General features: G+C 73.8%; 8 protein-coding genes. 7 read left to right on the top strand and 1 reads right to left on the bottom strand.

Annotated features, from left to right (window positions below):
- The first annotated feature begins 40 nt into the window (after positions 1-40).
- Positions 41-988 (top strand): methionyl-tRNA formyltransferase, encoded by a 948-nt coding sequence (locus ACBJ59_RS09245; protein ID WP_375109729.1) that lies wholly within the window; start codon positions 41-43, stop codon positions 986-988.
- Here ACBJ59_RS09245 and ACBJ59_RS09240 read toward each other — a convergent pair.
- Positions 972-2,090 carry an alpha/beta hydrolase-fold protein gene (locus ACBJ59_RS09240; protein WP_375109728.1) on the bottom strand — a complete coding sequence of 373 codons (1,119 nt, stop codon included), beginning with the start codon at positions 2,088-2,090 and terminating at the stop codon, positions 972-974. The genes ACBJ59_RS09245 and ACBJ59_RS09240 overlap by 17 nt on opposite strands.
- 58 nt (positions 2,091-2,148) lie before the next feature.
- Here ACBJ59_RS09240 and ACBJ59_RS09235 point away from each other — a divergent pair, with 58 nt between their 5' ends.
- The 6 genes from ACBJ59_RS09235 to ACBJ59_RS09210 all read left to right on the top strand — a co-directional run bounded on the left by ACBJ59_RS09235 (position 2,149) and on the right by ACBJ59_RS09210 (position 19,803).
- Positions 2,149-3,183 (top strand): FecCD family ABC transporter permease, encoded by a 1,035-nt coding sequence (locus ACBJ59_RS09235; RefSeq protein ID WP_375109727.1) that lies wholly within the window; start codon positions 2,149-2,151, stop codon positions 3,181-3,183.
- Positions 3,180-4,250, top strand: a complete 1,071-nt coding sequence (locus ACBJ59_RS09230; protein ID WP_375109726.1) for a FecCD family ABC transporter permease — start codon at positions 3,180-3,182, stop codon at positions 4,248-4,250. The genes ACBJ59_RS09235 and ACBJ59_RS09230 overlap by 4 nt, the downstream gene beginning before the upstream one ends.
- 114 nt (positions 4,251-4,364) lie before the next feature.
- Positions 4,365-5,372, top strand: a complete 1,008-nt coding sequence (locus ACBJ59_RS09225; RefSeq protein WP_375109725.1) for an iron-siderophore ABC transporter substrate-binding protein — start codon at positions 4,365-4,367, stop codon at positions 5,370-5,372.
- Between the two features lie 46 nt (positions 5,373-5,418).
- A complete protein-coding gene (locus ACBJ59_RS09220) occupies positions 5,419-7,215 on the top strand; it encodes an ABC transporter ATP-binding protein (protein WP_375109724.1) in 1,797 nt (598 codons plus the stop codon).
- Between the two features lie 29 nt (positions 7,216-7,244).
- The gene (locus ACBJ59_RS09215) at positions 7,245-18,116 is read left to right on the top strand and encodes an amino acid adenylation domain-containing protein (protein WP_375109723.1); all 10,872 of its coding nucleotides are present in this window, start codon (positions 7,245-7,247) and stop codon (positions 18,114-18,116) included.
- Complete coding sequence (locus ACBJ59_RS09210) at positions 18,103-19,803, top strand: ABC transporter ATP-binding protein (RefSeq protein WP_375109722.1); 1,701 nt, start codon at positions 18,103-18,105, stop codon at positions 19,801-19,803. The genes ACBJ59_RS09215 and ACBJ59_RS09210 overlap by 14 nt, the downstream gene beginning before the upstream one ends.
- The last annotated feature ends 17 nt before the right edge of the window (positions 19,804-19,820 follow it).

Below are 19,820 nucleotides of genomic sequence, written 5' to 3'. Positions count from 1 at the left end.
TGAGCCTAACTTAATCAGGCCCCACCGACAAGGAGGCACCATGCGGGTCGTGATGTTCGGCTACCAAACCTGGGGCCATCGCACGCTCCAGGCACTGCTGGACTCCACGCACGAGGTCGTGCTGGTGGTGACCCACCCCAGGAGCGACCACGCCTACGAGAGGATCTGGAACGACTCGGTGGCCGAGCTGGCCGAGGCCCACGATGTGCCGGTGCTCCTGCGCAACAGGCCGGACGACGAGGAACTGATGGCCCGGCTCAAGGAGGCCGAGCCGGATCTCATCGTCGCGAACAACTGGCGGACCTGGATCCCGCCGGAGATCTTCAACCTCCCCCGCCACGGCACCCTCAACGTGCACGACTCGTTGCTGCCCGCCTACGCCGGCTTCTCCCCGCTGATCTGGGCGCTGATCAACGGCGAGAAGGAGGTGGGGGTCACCGCGCACATGATGGACGAGGAACTGGACGCCGGGGACATCGTGGTGCAGCGCGCGGTGCCCGTAGGGCCCGAGGACACCGCCACCGACCTCTTCCACCGCACGGTCGACCTGATCGCGCCGATCGTCACCGAGGCGCTCGACCTCATCGACTCCGGCCGGTCCTCCTGGACCCCGCAGGACCGGTCGAAGGCCAGCTTCTTCCACAAGCGGTCGATCGAGGACAGCAACATCGACTGGACCTGGCCCGCCGAGGACATCGCCCGCCTGGTCCGCGCCCAGTCCGACCCGTATCCCAACGCCTTCACCTACCACAACGGCGAGCGCATCCGGGTGCTGAAGGCCTCGGTCTCCAAGGGCGTCTACGGCGGCACCCCCGGCCGGGTCTTCATCCGGGAGGGTGACGGCGTGGTCATCGTGGCGGGGGCCGAGGCCCGCCGCGGCCGCAGCCACGGGCTGGTGATCGAGCGCGTGCGTACGGAGGACGGCGCGGACCTGCCCGCCACCGAGGTGTTCCGCACGATGGGCGGCTACCTCACCGGTCGCCCATGACCGACCCCGTCGCCGGCGCCGCCGGCCGGTCGAGCACCCAGGAGACGTCCCTGAGCAGGGCGTGCCGCCAGCCCGCTCGATCGTGGCCCGAGGGCGACCGCGAGACCCGCACGGTCGCCCCGGCCCGTTCGGCCAGCGTCTCGACCAGCTCGCAGTGCGGGAGCATCCGCGTCTCGTGCTCCCCCACGTCGAACGCGGCCCGCAGGCCGGACAGGTCGGGCCGGTCCCGCAACCGCGCGGCGACGGCGCCGCCGGCCGGGCCGCCCATGGGGTCGGCCAAGTCGGTGGCGCCGGGCGCCCACCAGAACGACGCCGACTGGCAGGCGATGCCGGACACCAGCTCGGGGAACTCCAGTGCCGCGTACATCGCGCTCAGCCCGCCGAGACTCTGCCCGGCGACCACCAGCCGGTCCGGCTCGGCGGGCACGCCGCTCCCGGCCACCAGCGGCAGCAGCTCGTCCCGGATCGCCTCCCACAGCTCGGGCCGGCAGCCGAACTCGGCGTCCCTCGCCCGGGCAGGCAGGAAGACGAGCGTGACAGGAGGCAGGTCGCCGCAGGCGACGGCCGAGTCGAACGCCATCATGGCCGGGTGCAGGTACAGCCAGTCGTCCCCGTCGAGCAGCAGGACCATCGGCCCGCCGCCGCCCGCCGGGTGGACGCGCACGGTGCGCCGCCCGCCGAGCCGTTCGCTGGTCCAGCGCAGGCGGGTGCGCGGGAGGGGCAGCACGTCGGCGGCGCCGACGGCGGGCCAGTGCGGCTGGGCGGGGACGTCCGGGGTCGCGGCGATGGACCGGTCGCCGCCCGCGCCCACCGGGTTGAGCGGGTCGGCGTGCGCCCCGTCGGCCGTGCGGAGCTGGTAGGTCACGCGCAGCCGCGCGGGCATGGCCACCTCGGCGTACCAGCAGTCCGTGTCACCCCACCGGCGCAGCGGCACCGGCTCGGACCAGCTCTCGAAGCCGATGCTCGCCGGGGACCCGCGCCACAGGAACAGCGTCAGCCAGCCGCCCCCGGCGGGTACCGACGCGGGTCCCCCCGCCGCCGCCCAGAACTCCTCTGTACCGGGTTCACCGGGAAGCCCGAACTTCGCGAAGGTGCTCTCCATGCGCAAGTCCCCATCCGTCCCTACCGCCGACCGGCAATTAAGGATAGCTTTACCTAAATTGAGTGATCGAAATGGTGAGCGGTCCCGCGGCCGGCGGGTGGCCGGCGTCGGCGTGCTGGTGGTGGTCCTCGCGGTCGTGGGGGCGGCGTCGCTGGCCGTCGGGGCGCGCGCGCTGAGCCCTCTGGAGGTGTGGCACGGGTTGTTCGCGGCGGCGGGCTCCGACCAGCGGCTGACCGAGATCACGCTCATCGTGCAGACCGTGCGGGTGCCCAGGACCGTGCTCGCGATCGTGGCGGGCGTCGCCCTGGGGGTCGGCGGGGCGCTGATCCAGGGGTTCACCCGCAACCCGATCGCGGACACGGGGTTACTCGGGGTGAACTCCGGCGCCTCGTTCGCCGTGGTGTCGGCGATCCTGCTGTTCGGGCTGAGCAATCCGTACCAGTACGTGTGGTTCGCCTTCCTCGGGGCGGCGGCGGCCGGTGTCGTGGTGTTCGGGCTGGCGAGCATCGGCCGAGTGGCGGGCAGCCCTCTGACGCTGGCGCTGGTCGGGCAGGGGATCACGGTGTTCCTGGCGGCGATGACCACGGCGGTCGCGCTGTCGGACCAGGCGTCGCTGAACGCGCTGCGGTTCTGGAACGAGGCGTCCGTGGCCGGTGTGGGATTCGACGTCATCTGGCCGGTGACCGTGTTCGTCGCGGCCGGGCTGGTGCTGGCGCTGAGTACGCTGCCCGCCCTCAACCTGCTCAACCTGGGTGACGACGTGGCGCGGGGCCTGGGGGTGAACACCGCGCTGAGCCGGACCGCCGGCATCGCCGCCATCACCGTGCTGGCGGGCGCGGCGACGGCGGCGTGCGGCCCCATCGCGTTCCTCGGGCTCATGGTGGCCCACGTCGCCCGGTACCTCACCGGGCCGGACTATCGCTGGCTGGTGCCGTACGCGGGCCTGCTCGGCGCGGTCGTCCTGCTGGCCTGCGACATCGTGGGACGCGTGGTGATCCGGCCGGGCGAGCTGCAGGCGGGAGTCGTCGTCGCCCTCGCCGGCGCGCCCTTCTTCGCGGCGCTGGTGTGGCGCGGGAAGTTCAGGAAGACATGACCGGGCCGGCGGTGCGGCGGACGGTGGTGCCGGGCGTGCGGCTCGGGAACGCGTCGTTCGTGTGGCGGCCCTGGATGGTGCTGATCACGCTGCTGCTGGCGGCGGCCGCCTTCCTGGTGTTCTGCCTGTCCATCGGCGCCGGGGACTTCCCCATCGGCCTGCCCCAGGTGATCGCCACGATCCTCGGCCGGGGGGAGCGGGTCGACGAGTTCGTGATCATGGATCTGCGGATGCCGCGCGCCCTGGCCGGTCTCGTCGTGGGGGGCGCGCTCGGGGTGTCCGGGGCGATCACGCAGTCCATCGCGCGCAACCCGCTGGCCAGCCCGGACGTTCTCGGGATCACCGGGGGCGCGAGCGCGGTCGCGGTGTTCCTGGTGACGGTGTCGGGCGGGGCCGCCGCGGCGATCGTCAGCTCCGTGGGGCTGTCCGCGGCGGCGCTCGCGGGCGGTCTCGGCACGGGTCTGCTGGTCTACTTCCTGGCCTGGCGGCGCGGGATCGACGGTCTCCGGCTCATCCTCATCGGCATCTCGGTGAGCGCCGTGATGGAGGCGATCACCGTCTGGCTGCTGGCCAGGGCCGACATCCGGGACGTGGCCCGGGCCCAGGCGTGGCTGGTCGGCTCGCTGGACAACCGGTCGTGGGGCGAGGTCTGGGTGGCGCTGTGGTGCGCGCTCGCCCTCCTGGCCGTGGTGTCGCTCGTGGCGTTCCACCTCAGGCCGATGCACTTCGGCGACCAGGTCGCGGCGAGCCTGGGCGTCCGCTACTCGATGGTGCGGGCGGTCCTGCTGCTGTGCGCGGTGCTGCTGGCCGGGGTGGCGGTGAGCGCGGCCGGGCCGGTCCCGTTCGTGGCGCTGGTCGCGCCGCAGGTGGCGATGCGCCTGACGCGGTACGCGACGCCGCCGCTGGTGGCCTCCGGGCTGGTGGGCGCGCTGCTGTTGATCGGCGCGGACCTGGTGGCGCGTACGGCGCTGCCGTTCACCCTCCCGGTCGGCGTGATCACCGCCGCGATCGGCGGCCCCTTCCTCGTCTACCTGCTGGTACGGACGAACCTCAGGAGAGGGATATGAAGGATAGGCTAACCTAAGTAAAGTGGGCCCGACGACGCTTGGGCACGACTCGACAAGGGACTGCGGATGCTCCTCCAGCGAACGAATGTTGTGCGGACCTTACGGCGGTTGACCGTGGCTCTGTCCGCAGCCACCCTCGGCGCCGGCCTCCTCTCGGGGTGCGGATCCGCCCCGGCGGACGCTCCGACGAGCGCCGGCACCACCGCGCCCGCCGCGGGCGGCGCGTTCCCGGTCACCGTGGAGCACGCGTTCGGCTCCACCCAGATCACCAAGGCCCCGCAGCGGGTCGTCTCCGTCGGCTACACCGACGACCAGGCCATCCTGGCGTTCGGCGTGAAGCCGGTCGGCATGGTCGACCAGTACCCGAACCCGCCGGGCAAGACCCCCGACATCAACACCCAGTGGCCCTGGGTGAAGGACAAGTGGGGCGACACCCGCCCCGAGGTCATCATGACCAACGGGGACTCCGGCCCGAACTACGAGAAGATCGCCGCCCTGCGGCCGGACCTGATCATCGCGGTCTACTCCGAGATCGACCAGGCCGCCTACGACCGGCTCTCCAAGATCGCCCCGACGGTGGGACGCACCAAGGGCGAGAAGGAGCCGTTCAGCGCGCCCTGGCAGGACAACGCACTGCACATCGCGAAGGCGCTCGGCAAGGCCGATGAGGGCGCCAAGATGGTGCAGGACATCCAGGCCAAGCTCGACGCGGCCCGTGCGGCGCACCCGGAGTTCGCCGAGCAGACCGCCGTCGCGGTGTCCTGGTACAAGAACTCGGTCGCCCCGTTCACCACCACCGACGTGCGCGGGCGGATGGTGACGGGGATCGGCTTCAAGGGCACGACGGAGATCGACAAGATCGCGGGCGGCAGCTTCTACACCGTGCTGTCCCCCGAGCGCATCGACCTGATCGACGTCGACCGCATCTTCGTCATCGCCGACCAGGCTGACCAGGACGCGCTGAAGAAGTTCGAGCTGTTCGCCAACCTGCCCGCGGTCAAGAACGGCAAGGTGTCGTACCTGCTGGACAGCGAGGGCCCGGCGATCGGCGCGGCCATGTCGCAGGGCACCCTGCTGTCCCTGCCGTACGCGATCGACGAGCTCGTCAAGTCGGTCGGCTAGCGATGCGGGTCAGCGTGTCCCGTCCCCGGCCCGCCGCGGTCCTGATGTGAGCAGCACCGACACGGGCGTGGCCTCGGCCGTCCTGCGCACGGCGACCGGACGCGAGGCCACCCGATGGGTCGCCGCGCACTGCCGCGACGCGCCCTGGCTGACGGCCGCCACCGTCCTCACCACGGTGGCGGGGGCGGCGCTCCAGGTGCTGCCGGTGTTCCTGCTCGGTCAGGTGGTCGACGGGGTGGTCGCGGGCGAGCCGCACTCCATCCTGGTCACGATCGGGGTGCTGATGGTGACCGCCGCGCTGCTCGGTGCGGCGGCCGCCGCCGCGTCGGCGTACCTGATCGGGCGGCTGGGGGCGGAGCTGCTCGCGCGGCTGCGGGAGGGCGCCGTCCGGGCGGTGCTGGGGCTGCCGAGCGCGCGGATCGAGCAGGTCGGCCGCGGTGACGTGCTGTCCAGGGTCGGCGACGACGTGGCCGTGGTGTCCAGGGGCATCCGGGCGGCCGTCCCCACGGTGTTCTCGGCGGGAGTGCTGGTCGTCATCGCGACGGCGGGCATGTTCGGGCTGGACTGGCGGCTCGGGCTGGCGGGTGCCGGGGCGCTGCCCGCGTACGCGCTGGCCCTGCGCTGGTATCTGCCCCGGTCCGCGCCGCTCTACCGGCGGCAGCGGGAGGCCCAGGCCGACCGCGCGCAGGCGCTGATCAGCGGGCTGAACGGGATCGGCACCGTCCGGGCGTACCGCCTGGAGCAGGTCTTCCGCGAGAAGGTCGCCGCCGAGTCGTGGCGGGTGCGCGAGCTCGGCATCGAGGTGTTCCGGCTCTTCGGCCGGTTCGTCGGCCGGGAGAACCGCGCCGAGTTCATCGGGCTGGTCCTGATCATCGTGGTCGGGTACGTGCTGCTGGAGGCCGGCGCCGTCTCCCTGGGCGAGGCCGCGGTGGCCCCGCTGCTGTTCCACCGGCTGTTCACCCCGCTGGGCGCCATCATGTTCACCTTCGACGAGGCGCAGAAGTCGGGGGCCAGCCTGACCCGGCTGGTCGGGGTGCTGGGAGAGGCCACGGAGGAGCGCCTGGTGGGCGGTGCGGCCGTCGCGCGGGCGGACAGCGGGCCGTACCCGGTGACGGTGGCGGGGCTGACCTTCAGCTATCCCGGCTCCGAGCGGCCGGTCCTCGACGACGTCGACCTGGTCATCCCGGCGGGCGGTTCGCTGGCACTGGTGGGGGCGACGGGCGCCGGCAAGTCGACCCTGGCGGCGCTGATCGCGGGCATCGGCACCCCGCAGGCCGGGTCGGTGCGCATCGGGTCGACCGACCTCGCCGATCTGGACGAGGCCGGGGCCCGGGTGCTGACGAGCATCCTGACGCAGGAGACGCACGTGTTCTCCGGCCCGCTCGCCGACGACCTGCGGCTGGCCGCGCCGGAGGCGACGGACGCCGAGCTGATGGACGCGTTGCGCACGGTCGGCGCCGGCACGTGGGTCGAGACGCTGCCCGACGGGCTGGACACGGTGGTCGGCGAGGGCGGTGAGCGCCTGGACGGCACCAAGGTCGCCCAGATCGCCCTGGCCCGGCTGGTGCTGGGCCGGGCACCGGTGGTGGTGCTGGACGAATCGACGGCCGAGGCGGGCAGCCAGGGCGCCGCCGAGCTGGAACGGGCCGTGCTGGCCGCGTGCCGGGGCCGTACCTCCCTGTTCGTGGCGCACCGGCTGACCCAGGCGATGGCGGCGGACCGGATCGCCGTGCTGGACGCCGGGCGCGTGGTGGAGCAGGGAACGCACGAGGAACTGGTGGCTCTGGGCGGCCGGTACGCGCGTCTGTGGCGGGCGTGGCGAGACGGCAGTCAGGGATCCTGACTTCGCTTGAAGGGACGGCTGATCATTCGATGACGGAACCGAGAACCCGGCGCGTGTCGCTTTCCGCCGCGCACCTGGCCGGCCTGCGCCGGCGCACCGGCGAACATTCCGACCGGACTCTCGCCGGAGCGTGCGCCATCGGACTGGCGTACTGGGCGACGGGCCGGAGCCCGCACGGCCTCGACCTCACCCCCGGCACGCCGTTCGCCGACGTCCTCGGCTGGGCCGGCCACGGCGGGCGCGGGACAGCCGGCTGGGAGGTCGGAGCGGACGGCCGGAGCATCACCGTCCCCGAGGGCGTCATGCTGAGCGACGCGCAGCTCGCGCTGGACGACCTGGCCGACTTCCCGGAGCGGCCCGTCGGGACCATCGGCCCGTCGAGCGTGGCGGCCCGGCTCGAGACCCTGGCCGGGTGGAACGACACCCGGGCCGACCGGGTCCGGCCCACCATCGTGGAGATGTTCCGCGAGCAGGCGCGGGCCAGGCCGGACGCCGTCGCCATCGTCGACCGGCACCGGTCGCTGACCTACCGCGAGGCGGCCGGGCTGGCCGGCCAGCTGGCCCATCACCTCATCGACCGCGGGCTCACCGCCGAGCAGACCGTCGGCATCTCGCTGGACCGCTCCGCCGAGATGGTGATCGGCCTGCTGGGCGTGCTCATGGCCGGGGGCGCGTTCGTGCCGCTCGATCCGCGATGGCCCGCCGCGCGGCGGGCGGTCGTCATCGACGACGCACGGCTGGTGGCCCAGCTCAACGACTCCGGCGTGCACGCGGCGGGCGAGCCCGAAGCCGTGGCCGTGGACCTCGGCGACTGGCGCTTCGGCTCCTACCCCGCCGAGCCGCCCGAGGTCGCCGTCCCCGGACCGGCCCTGGCGTACGTGATCTTCACCTCCGGTTCGACCGGGCGGCCCAAGGGCGCGATGATCCGGCACGAGGCGATCAGCGAGCGCCTGCTGTGGCAGGTCGGCGAGATCCTGCACTTCGGCCACGACGACGCCTCGCTGTTCAAGGCGCCGCTGTCGTTCGACATCTCCGTCAACGAGATCTTCCTGCCGCTGGTGTGCGGCGGCCGGCTGGTGGTCCTGCGGCCCGGCGGCGAACGCGACCCGCACCACCTGCTGAGCGTGATCGCCGAGCAGCGCGTCACCTTCACGTACCTGGTGTCGTCCATGCTGGACGTGCTGCTGGAGATCGCGGGCGACTCGGGGCAGCTGGACAGCCTGCGGCACGTGTGGTGCGGCGGCGAGGTGCTGACCCCCGACCTGTACGAACGCTTCCGCGCCCGCCTCGGCATCCCCCTCTACCACGGCTACGGCCCGGCCGAGACGACGATCGGCGTCTCGCACGTCATCTACCGGGGCGCGGCGGAACGCCTGTCGACCTCCATCGGCAAGGCCAACCCCAACACCGCCCTGTACGTGCTGGACGACGAGCTGCGCCCGGTCCCGATCGGCGTCGGCGGCGAGCTGTACGTGGGCGGGTTCCTCCTGGGGCGCGGCTACGTCAACGCGCCCGGCCTGACGGCGTCCCGGTTCGTGGCGAACCCCTTCGCCACGGACGGCTCCCGGCTGTACCGGACCGGTGACCTCGCGCGGTTCGCCCCGGACGGATCGCTGGACTTCCTCGGCCGGGCCGACAACCAGATCAAGATCCGCGGGATGCGGCTGGAGCTCGAGGACGTCGAGGTCGGCCTCGCCGAGCACCCGGGGGTACGCCATTCCTGCGTCGTCGCGAAGGAGCACGCGGCGGGCGGCACGTACCTGGTGGGGTACGTGATCCCGGTGGCCGGGCGCGAGGACCTGCGGGCTGAGGAGGTCAGGGCGTGGGCCGACAAGCACATGGTCGACTACATGGTGCCCGCGCACGTCGTCGTGCTGAAGGAGTTCCCGCTCACCGAGAACGGCAAGCTGGACCGGAACGCGCTGCCGGAGCCGGCCGCCGAGCCGACCGCGCTCGTCCCGCCCGCCACCGAGAACGAGCGCGTGGTGTGCGCGGCGGTCGCGTCGGTGCTGGGACTGGAGGCGGTCGGTGTCGACCAGAACTTCTTCCGGCTCGGCGGGGACAGCCTGCTGGCGATCTCGCTGCTGGGCGCGCTGCGCGACGCGGGCCTGCACGTCCGGGCGACGGAGATCTTCACCAGCGCGACCGTGGGGGCGCTGGCGGCGGTGGTGAGCCGGGACGAGGTCGCCCCCGTCGACCGTGCGGACGTCGCGACCGGTCCCGTCACGGGGTCGCCCATCGTGCGGTGGCTCGGCGAGACCACGGACGCCATCGACGGCTTCGTGCAGTCGGTGGTGCTGAACACCCCGGCGGACCTGACCGGCGACGCCCTCGACGCGATGCTCTCCGCCCTGGTCGGGCGGCACGACATGCTGCGGGCCCGGCTGGTGCGGGGCGAGCGCTGGGGCTTCGAGGTCCCGGCGGCGGACCGTGCCGTCGCGGGGTGGCAGGAGAGCGACCGGCCGGTGGACGAGTGCGTCGCGCTCGCCACCGCCGGCCTGGACCCGGACCACGGCGTGCTGCTCCGCGCGGTCTGGCGGCGCCGGGCACGGCAGCTGGTCGTGGTCGTCCACCACGTGGTGATCGACGGCGTGTCCTGGCGCATCCTGATGGACGACCTGGCCACGGCGTGGCGGCAGCTCACCTCCGGCGCGCCGATCGAGCTGCCGCCGGTGGGCACGTCGTTCCGGCGCTGGACGCAGTTGCTGGAGCGGGCGGCGTCCGGCGCCGACCCCGGCTACTACCGGCGTCCCCTGCCGGGCGCGGACGGACCGGTGGGCAGGCGCCCGCTGTCCGAGGCCGACACCGTCGCCCGTGAGAGGGTACGGGTCGTCCCGGTGGGCCCCGAGGTCACGGCCGCGCTGCTGGGGGAGGTTCCCGCGAGGTTCCACGCGGGCGTCAACGACGTGCTGCTGACCGCGCTCGCCGTCACCCTCGCCCGGTGGCGCCGCGACCTGGGGCAGGACCAGACGTACGCGCACATCGAGCTGGAGGGCCACGGCCGCGAGGGACGGTTCGTCGCGGGCGCCGCCGGCTTCGAGCCGGACCTTTCGCGGACCGTGGGCTGGTTCACCACCCTGTTCCCGGTGACCGTGGACCCGGGGGCGGCCGCCGACTTCACCGACCCCGCGTACCTGTCCGCCGCGCTCAAGGCGGTCAAGGAGGACCTGGCCCGGGTGCCGGACCACGGCGTGTCCTACGGCGCGCTGCGCTACCTGGCCGACGCCGGGTTCGGCGCGCCCGCCCCGCAGGTGTTGTTCAACTACCTGGGCCGCTTCGACGCGGGGGCGGCCGGGGACTGGCAGCTCGCCGGCGCCACGGGGCAGCTGGGCGAGCGGCGCGACCCGGGGATGCGCCTGCCGCGCGCCCTGGAGTTCAACGCGATCGCCGAACCCGGCCCGACCGGCGCGTACGAGCTGGTCACCGCCATCTCGTGGCCGGACGGGATGTTCACCGACGCGGACATCGCGACGATCGGCGACTATTTCGCCACGGCCCTGGCCGGGCTGGCCGCGCTCGACCAGGGTGGCCACTCCCCCAGCGACTTCGCCCCGCTGCCCCTCACGCAGGCCGACGTGGACGCCCTGGACGGCCCCGCGCTGCGCGACATCCTGCCGCTGACCCCGCTGCAGGAGGGCCTGTACTTCCACTCGGTCTTCGACGACGACTCGGCGGGCAGCTACGTCGAGCAGCAGCTGCTGACGCTGGAGGGCGAGGTGGACGCCGACCGGCTGGCCACGGCGGCCACCCGGCTGCTCGCCCTCTACCCGAACCTGGCCGCGCGGTTCGTGGCCCTCGCCGACGGCCGGGTGGTGTCGGTGCTGGAGAGCGGCGTGCGGGCCCCGTTCACCACGCTGGACCGCCCCGGCATCACCGACGCCGAGATCCGCGACCACGCCGAGCGGGACCGCCGCGCCGGATTCGACCTGGCCACCGGCCCGCTGATGCGCTACACCCTCATCCGCCGGGGGTCCGGCCGGAGCGTGCTGGTGCAGACCGTGCACCACATGGTCGCCGACGGCTGGTCGGTGCCCGCGATGCTGCGTGCGCTGCTGGCCGAGTATCACGCGCCGGGCACCGTGCACCCGCGCGGCGGCTTCCCCGACCACGTGCGCCGGCTCGCCGGACGCGACGACGAGGCGAGCGAGCGGGTGTGGCGCGACCAGCTCGCCGGTCTGCCCGGCCCCTCGCTGGTCGCCGAAGGGCACACCCCGTCCGGCCGGTTCGCCGAGACCGCGCTGGAGCCGGGCGCCGACGTCGACGAGGCCGCCCGGGCGGCGGGCGTGCCGCTCAGCGCCGCCGTGCACAGCGCGTGGGCGGCGACGCTGGGCGGCATCCTGCACCGCGCGGACGTGGTGTTCGGCTCCACGGTGTCGGGGCGGGACGCCGACGTGCCCGGCATCGAGGACATGGTGGGCCTGCTCATCAACACGATCCCCGTACGCGCCCGATGGACCGGCGCCACCACGGCGCGCGAGCTGCTCGCCTCGGTGCGGGAGCACCAGAGCGCGGTCCTGCCGCACCAGCACGTCTCGCTGACCGCGATCGGCCGTCAGGCCGGCGGCGGCCCGCTGTTCGACACCCTGGTGGTGTTCGACGTCGCCACCGACCTGAGCAGCCTGCGCGGGCCCGGCGACGAGCTCGTCATCACCGGAATCGTGAACGAGGGCGCCCCGCACTACCCCTTGACGCTGGTGGTGGAGCGCGCGCCCGACGGCCGCCCGCGCTTCAACCTGATCCACGACAGCGAGCTGCTGCGGGAGAGCGACGCGCGGGCGATCCTGCACGGGTTCGGCCGGGCCCTGACCGGCCTGCTCACCCGGCCCGGCGACCTGGTCGGCGACCTGGTGCCCGACGGCTCCCGGCCGCCCGCGCCGATCGCCCCGACCACCCTGGGCGCGCTGTTCGACGCCGCGGCGAAGCGCGACCCGGCCGCCACCGCCGTCACCCAGTGCGCTCTCGACGGCGGCACCCGGTCACTGACCTACCGCGAGCTGGCGGAGGCGAAGGACCGGCTGGCCTCGGCGTTGCGCGCGGCCGGGGTCGGACCGGGCGAGCGGGTGGCGGTCGCCGTCCCGCGCTCTCTCGAGCAGGTCGTCGCGCTGGTCGCGATCGTCACCGCGGGGGGCGCGTACGTGCCGCTGGACCCGGCGTACCCGGACGAGCGGCTGGAGTACATCCTCGCCGACAGCGCCCCGCGGGTCGTGCTCGTGAACCGGGAGCAGCAGGCCCGCTTCACGGAGCTGGCGGGCCCGTCGGCCCGCGTGCTCGTGCAGGAGGACGCGTCGCCGGTGGACGCCACCGCGCCCGAGGTCACCTGGCACGACCCGGCGTACGTCATCTACACCTCCGGATCGACCGGCCGGCCCAAGGGCGTCGTCGTCCCGCACTCCAGCGTGGTGAGGCTGCTCGCGAACACCCGGCCCGACATGGGCTTCGGCCCGGACGACGTGTGGGTCCAGTTCCACTCCGCCTCCTTCGACTTCGCGGTGTGGGAGCTGTGGGGCGCGCTGGCGCACGGCGGTGAGCTGCTGGTGCCCGAGTACGGGCTGACCCGCTCCCCCGTCGACTTCCACCGGCTGGTCCGCGAGCGCGGCGTGACCGTGCTCAACCAGACCCCGTCGGCGTTCTACCAGTTCATGGAGGCCGACCGGCACGCCGGCGAGCCGGTCACCGCGCTGCGCCGGATCATCTTCGGCGGCGAGGCGCTCGACCTCGGGCGGCTGCGCGGCTGGGTCGAGCGGCACGGCGCCCGCTCGCCGGAGCTGGTCAACATGTACGGCATCACCGAGACCACCGTCCACGTCACCCACCGGGTGCTGACCGACGGGGACTTCGCCCCCGGCGACGGCGACGGCCCGATCGGCGGCCCGATCCCCGGCCTGGTCACCTACCTGCTCGACGACCGGCTCCGGCCGGTGCCGCCGGGCCGGGTGGGCGCCATCTACGTCGCCGGCGACCAGGTCGCGCTGGGCTACCTGGGCAGGCCGGGGCTCACCGCGAGCCGGTTCGTGGCGAACCCGTTCGCGGGGGACGGCTCCCGCATGTACCACACGGGTGACCTCGCCCGCCGTACGCTCGGCGGCGAGCTGCGGTTCGTCGGCCGATCCGACGACCAGGTGCAGCTCAAGGGCTTCCGCATCGAGCTCGGCGAGGTGGAGGCCGCGATCCGGGAGCTCGACGGCGTGACCGACGCGGCCGTCACCGTGGCGGACAGCGGCGACCACCTGGTCGCGCACGTCGTGGGCGGGGTGCCCGGCGACCTCGCCGGCCAGCTGTCAGCGAAGCTGCCCGCGCACATGGTGCCGGGCCGGGTGCTGCCGATCGACGCCCTGCCGCTGACGGTCAACGGCAAGCTGGACCGCAAGGCCCTGATCGAGCGCGCCGCGCGGGGCGACACCCCGGTACCCGCGGTCGAGTCCCCGCTCGCCGCGCTGGTCGGTGTCTTCGCCGGAGCGCTGCCCGGCACCGAGGTGAACGGCGACACCGACTTCTTCAGGGCCGGGGGCGACAGCATCGTCGCCATCACCGTGGTCAACCGGGCGCGGGCGCTCGGCCTGCCGATCGCCCCGCGGGACGTGTTCCTGCTCAGGACGCCGCGCGCACTCGCCGAGCACCTGGGGACCCGCACGCCCCGCGCCACGGCGCCCGCACCCGCCCGCCCCGGCGACGGCCCGCTGACGCCGACGCCGATCATCCTGCGCCAGCGGGAGCTGGGCGGCTCCCTCGCCCGGTTCGCCCAGGCCAGGGCGCTGGTGGCGCCTGAGGGCACCGGCTTCGACGACGCCGTGCGGGCCGCGAACGCGGTCGTGGCCGCCCACCCGATCCTCCGGCTGCGGCTGCGCGTCGAGCACGGCGTGTGGGCACTGAGCACCGAGCCCGCCCGCGAGGTCACCGTCGCCCGGGCGGACACGGCCGACGCCACGATCGCGGCGAACGAGGCCGCCGGACGGCTCGACCCCGAGGCCGGGCAGGTGATCGCGTTCTCGTGGGTGGCGGCGAGCCGGACCCTGGTGATCGCCGTGCACCACCTCGCGGTCGACTCGGTGTCCTGGCTGATCCTGCTGGACGACCTGGCCACCGCCCTGCGGGGCGCGGTGCCGGCGCCGCCGACCACGCCGTACGCCGAGTACGCCGACGCGCTGGCGGCCCGCTCCGCCGGCCTGATCGACGACCTCGGGCACTGGCTCACCACGCTCGCGGCGCCCGTCCTGCTGCCGGTGGTCGAGGGGCTGCGCGAGACCGTCGTGGAGCTCGCGCCGGAGGTGACCGCCCAGGTGACGCGTACCGCGCCCGCCGCGCTCGGCGTCGGTCTCACCGAGTTGCTGTGCGGCGCGCTCCGGACCGCGCTGACGCACGTCCAGCCGTCGCCCGCCGATCTCGCGATCGAGCTGGAGCGGCACGGCCGGGTCCCGGTGCTCGGACACCACGACTACACCCGGACCGTCGGCTGGTTCACCTCCATCGCCCCCGTACGGCTCACCCCGCACACCGACCCCGTCGCGGCGGCGCGCGAGGTCGCCGCGCGCCAGCCGGACGAGCGCGGGCACGTCGCCTACGGCCGGCTCCGATACCTCGACCCGCAGACGGCCCCGCTGCTGACCGCGCGCCCGCAGGTGCTGCTCAACTACCTCGGCCAGGGCAGCGAGTCCCAAGCCCTGCACATCACCGGCGGCGACCGGAGCAGCCCGTACGCCGTCGAGGTCAACGCGTGGATCGACGCGGCCACCGGAAGCCTGCGCGCGGCCTTCACGCTCGCCGACGGCATCCCCGACGAGCTCACCGGGCACTGGCTGCGCGCGCTGGAGCGGATCGCGGACGCCTCCGCGACGGCCGAGCGGACGGCGCCGGTGACCCCGCTCCAGAGGGGCCTGTTCTTCCAGGCCCAGCTGACGGGCCCGGCCGGACACTATGTCGCCCAGAGCTACTTCACCTTCGACCGGCGGCTCGACACCGGCGCCCTGGCCGAGGCGATGGCGTACGTGATCGCGCGGCACCCGGTCGTGGGCGCCGGTTTCAGCACCGACGCCGACGGCAACCCGGTCCAGGTGCTCGCGGCGAGCCGGCCGGTCGAGGTCCGCACGGTCGTGCCGGGGACGGACGCGGAGGTCGAAGCCCTGCTCGCCCGGGACCGCGACACGGGCTTCGACCCGGACGAGCCGCCGCTGCTCCGGCTGACCGTGGTGCGCCTGCCCGGCGGCCACGACGGCCTGCTGCTGAGCTACCACCTGCTGCTGTGGGACGGCTGGTCACGCGAGATCGTGCTGCGCGACCTGTTCGGCGCCTACGAGGCCGCCGTCGCGGGCGAGCCGCTGGACCCGGCCCCGGCCACGCCGAGTTTCGAGGACTACGCCCGCGCCCTCGACGCCGCGGACCCGTCCGCGTCCGAGCGCTTCTGGGCGGAGCACCTGACCGGCCTGCCGGGCCCCACGCTGCTCGCCGGACCGTCGCCGTCGCTCCCGGACGAGCTGCCGCGCGCGCTCGTGCACACGCTGAGCGCCGAACAGTCGGAGCTGCTGCGGGAGGCGGCCAGGACGCACGGCGTCACGCTGAACTCGGTGCTGACCGGCGCGTTCGGCCTGCTGCTGGGCGCGCACACGGGCCGGAGCGACGCCGTGTTCGGGGTGACCGTCTCGGGCCGGGAGGGCGAGGGCCTGTCCGGCATCGTCGGCGTGCTGCTCAACACCGTGCCCATGTGGACGCGGGCCCGGCCGGCGGACACGGTGCGGGAGTACCTGTCGGCGGTGCAGGCGGCCAGGGTCGCGGCGATGGAGCACGAGCACCTGGGGCTCGGCGAGATCCAGCGGAGCAGCGGGCACGACACCCTGTTCGACAACCTGTTCGTGCTGCAGAACTTCCTCGACCAGGACACGTTCGCCGAGCTGAACGCCCGGCACGGTATCACCTCGGTGCGGGCCGACGACTCCACGCACTACCCGTTCACCTGGGTCGTCACGCCCGGCGACCGGTTCACGGTCAAGCTGGAGTACCGCGACGGCGACACCGAGCGCGCCCGCCGTCTCCTGGACGGCTACCTGCGCCTGCTCGACGACCTGGCCCGGACGGAGGGGCCGGTGGGCGCGCTGCCAGGATTCGGGCCGGAGCCCGCGCCGAGCAGCTGCACGGACATCGGCACCGACACCGTGGTCGACCGGTTCGACCGGGCGGCGGACCGCAGCCCGGGGCGGGTCGCGCTCGTCGCCCACGGGCGGACCATGACGTTCGCCGAGCTCCAGGAGCGCAGCCGGGCGGTGGCGGGGGTGCTCGCCGGGCGCGGCATCGGTCCCGAGACGACCGTGGGGCTGGCGATCCCGCGTTCGCTGGACTCGATCGTGGCGCTGTTCGCCGTGCTGCGGGTCGGGGCCGCGTACGTGCCGCTGGAGCTGGACCACCCCGACGAGCGGATCGCCGCGATCGTGGCGGACGCCCGCCCGGACGTGATCCTCACCGTGAGCGCCGTCTCCCCCCGGCTGACCGGCGACCTGATCGAGCTGGACCGCCCCCTGCCCGCGGCCGAGCCGTTCGTGACGTTCGCGCCCGACGACCCGGACCGCCTGCGGTATCCCGCGTACACGATCTACACCTCCGGATCGACCGGCCGGCCCAAGGGCGTGGTGACCGAGTACGCCGGGCTCACCAACATGCTGATCAACCACCAGCGCCGGATCTTCGAGCCGGTGCTGGCGGAGCACGGCCACCGGGTCTTCCGGATCGCGCACACCGTGTCGTTCGCGTTCGACATGTCGTGGGAGGAGCTGCTGTGGCTGGCCGACGGCCACGAGGTGCACATCTGCGACGAGGAGTTGCGCCGGGACGCGCCGCGCCTGGTCGCGTACTGCCTCGAGCACGGGATCGACGTCATCAACGTGACCCCCACCTACGCGCAGCAGCTGGTGGCCGAGGGGCTGCTCGACGACCCCGCGCGGCGGCCCGCGCTGGTGCTGCTGGGCGGTGAGGCGGTCACCCCGGCGTTGTGGCACCGGCTCGCCGCGACCGAGGGGACTATCGGCTACAACCTGTACGGACCCACCGAATACACCATCAACACCCTCGGCGTCGGCACCTTCGAGTGCGGGGACCCGGTCGTGGGCGTGCCGATCGACAACACCGACGTGTACGTGCTCGACCCGTGGCTGCGGCCCGTGCCGGACGGCGTGCCCGGCGAGCTGTACGTGTCGGGCATCGGCATCGCCCGCGGCTACCTCGGCCAGACCGGCCAGACCGCGCACCGCTTCGTCGCGTGCCCGTTCGGCGAGCCAGGCGAGCGCATGTACCGCACCGGGGACCTCGTGCTCCGGCGGCCCGACGGGAACCTGATGTACCTGGGCCGCACCGACCAGCAGGTCAAGATCCGGGGGCACCGGGTCGAGCCGGGCGAGGTGGAGGCCGCGTTCACGGCGCACCCGGCGGTGCGCTTCGCCGCCGCGGTCGCCCAGCCCGATCCGCAGGTCGACGGCGCGTTCCGGCTGGCCGCGTACCTCGTGCTGGGCGGCTCCGACCTGGCGACGGTCGCCGCCGAGGTGGGCGCCGGGCTGCCGGACTTCCTGCGCCCCACGCACTACGCCCAGGTCGACGCCATCCCGCTGACCGTGAACGGGAAGGCCGACACCAAGGCGCTGCCGGCGGCCAAGCCGCTGGGCGCGCTGACCACGTCGGCCGGCCGCGGCCCGGCGACCGGGACCGAGACCGCGGTGTGCGAGTTCTTCGCCGAGGCGCTGGACCTGGACGACGACGAGGTGAGCGCGGTGAGCGACTTCATGTCCCTCGGCGGGCACTCCATGCTGGCGGTGCGGCTGATCGGGCTGCTCCGCCGCGAGTACGGCCCCCTGATCACCGTTCGCGACCTGTTCGCCCTGCGGACCCCCGAAGCGATTGCCCGGCACCTCGATGAGCACTCCTGACGAGCGCGGGCCCCGCACGGGGTCCGACATCCTGTGGACCGCGCTGCGCCGCAACAAGGGCGCCATGGCCGGGGGCACCGTCCTCATGGGCCTGTACCAGGCGGGCGAGACCGCCTTCCCCATCGCGCTCGGCCTGATCGTCGAGCACACGTTGCGGGAGCGCAGCCTCGGCTCGCTCGGGCTGTCGATCGCGGCGCTGGCTGTGATCATCACGACCGTGTCGCTGTCGTGGCGGTTCGGGATGCGCATCCTGCAGAAGGCCAACACGACCGAGGCGCACCGCTGGCGGGTGCGGGTCGCGGACTGCGGGCTGCAGCCGGTGGCCAGGGACGTCGATCTCAAGTCCGGCGAGGTCCTGACCATCGCCACCGAGGACGCCGACCAGACCGCCGACATCATCGAGGTGGTGCCGCTGCTGGTCAGCTCGCTGGTGGCGGTGCTGATCACGGCGGTCGCGCTGGGCCTGGCCGACGTCCGGCTCGGCGTGCTGGTGATCGTGGGCACCATCGCGATCCTGTCGATCCTCAGCGTCATGTCCAGGTGGATCGGTACCGGGACCCGCGAGCAGCAGGCCCGGGTGGCGCGGGCGGGCGCGAAGGTGGCCGACCTGATCTCCGGCCTGCGCCCGCTGCACGGCTTCGGCGGCACGCACGCGGCGTTCCTGTCGTACCGGAAGGTCAGCACGGAGGCGAAGAACCAGGCGATCACCGTCGCCAAGGTGAACGGCGCGTACGCGGGCACCGCGCTGGCGCTCAATGCGATCCTCGCCATCGCCGTGACGCTGACGGCGGGCGGGCTGGCACTGGGCGGCGGGATCACCGTCGGGGAGCTGGTCATGGCCGTGGGGCTGGCGCAGTTCATCATGGAACCGCTCCGGCTGTTCTCGGAGATGCCGAAATACGTGATGATGGCGCGCGCGTCGGCCGAGCGGATGGCGCTGGTCCTGGCCGCGCCGCCGGTGATGACCCCGGGGCGGGAACGACCGTCCGCGGGCGGGGACCTCGAGGTCGACGGCGTCCGGTACGGGTCGCTGCGCGAGCTGAAGCTCCACGTGCCCGCCGGGGAGTTCGTGGCGGTCGCCGCCTACCAGCCGGGGGCGGCGGCCGATCTCGTGTCGATCCTGGCCGTGCACGTCCCGCCCGGCGCGTACGAGGGCGTGGTGCGGGTCAGCGGGCGGGAGCTGAAGGACCTGTCGATCGGGGCGGTCCGCGAGCACCTGCTGGTGAACCCGTACGACGGGGAGATCTTCGCGGGCACCCTCCGCACGAACATCGACCCGGCGGGCGCCGGCCGCATGATCGCCGAGGCCGTCGAGGCGTCCATGCTGACCGACGTCGTCGCCCTCCACCGCGAGGGGCTCGACCACGAGGTCCGCGACCGCGGCGGGAACCTCTCCGGCGGGCAGCGCCAGCGGCTGTCCCTGGCCCGCGCCCTGGCCGCCGACCCCGACATCCTGGTCCTGCACGACCCGACGACGGCGGTGGACGCGGTCACCGAACAGCTCATCGCCCGCAACCTCGCCCGGCTGCGCCGGAACCGCACCATGATCGTGATCACCAGCAGCCCCGCCCTCCTGGACGCCGCCGACCGGGTCCTCGTCCTGGACGGCGGCGTCATCACCGCCGAGGACACCCACCGCAACCTCCTCCACACCGACGAGACCTACCGGCAGGCGGTGGCCCGGTGACGCGCACCTGATCAGCG

Origin of the sequence: Nonomuraea sp. MTCD27, assembly GCF_041950495.1 — a bacterium.
GTDB lineage: Bacteria > Actinomycetota > Actinomycetes > Streptosporangiales > Streptosporangiaceae > Nonomuraea.
This window is presented reverse-complemented; position numbering and strand designations above follow the sequence as displayed.

What these genes read in the sequence shown, in the direction of transcription:
- ACBJ59_RS09245 (WP_375109729.1), top strand. Translation starts at nt 41, where the DNA reads ATGCGGGTCGTGATGTTCGGCTACCAAACCTGGGGCCATCGCACGCTC.
- ACBJ59_RS09240 (WP_375109728.1), bottom strand. Translation starts at nt 2,090, where the DNA reads ATGGAGAGCACCTTCGCGAAGTTCGGGCTTCCCGGTGAACCCGGTACA.
- ACBJ59_RS09230 (WP_375109726.1), top strand. Translation starts at nt 3,180, where the DNA reads ATGACCGGGCCGGCGGTGCGGCGGACGGTGGTGCCGGGCGTGCGGCTC.
- ACBJ59_RS09215 (WP_375109723.1), top strand. Translation starts at nt 7,245, where the DNA reads ATGACGGAACCGAGAACCCGGCGCGTGTCGCTTTCCGCCGCGCACCTG.
- ACBJ59_RS09210 (WP_375109722.1), top strand. Translation starts at nt 18,103, where the DNA reads ATGAGCACTCCTGACGAGCGCGGGCCCCGCACGGGGTCCGACATCCTG.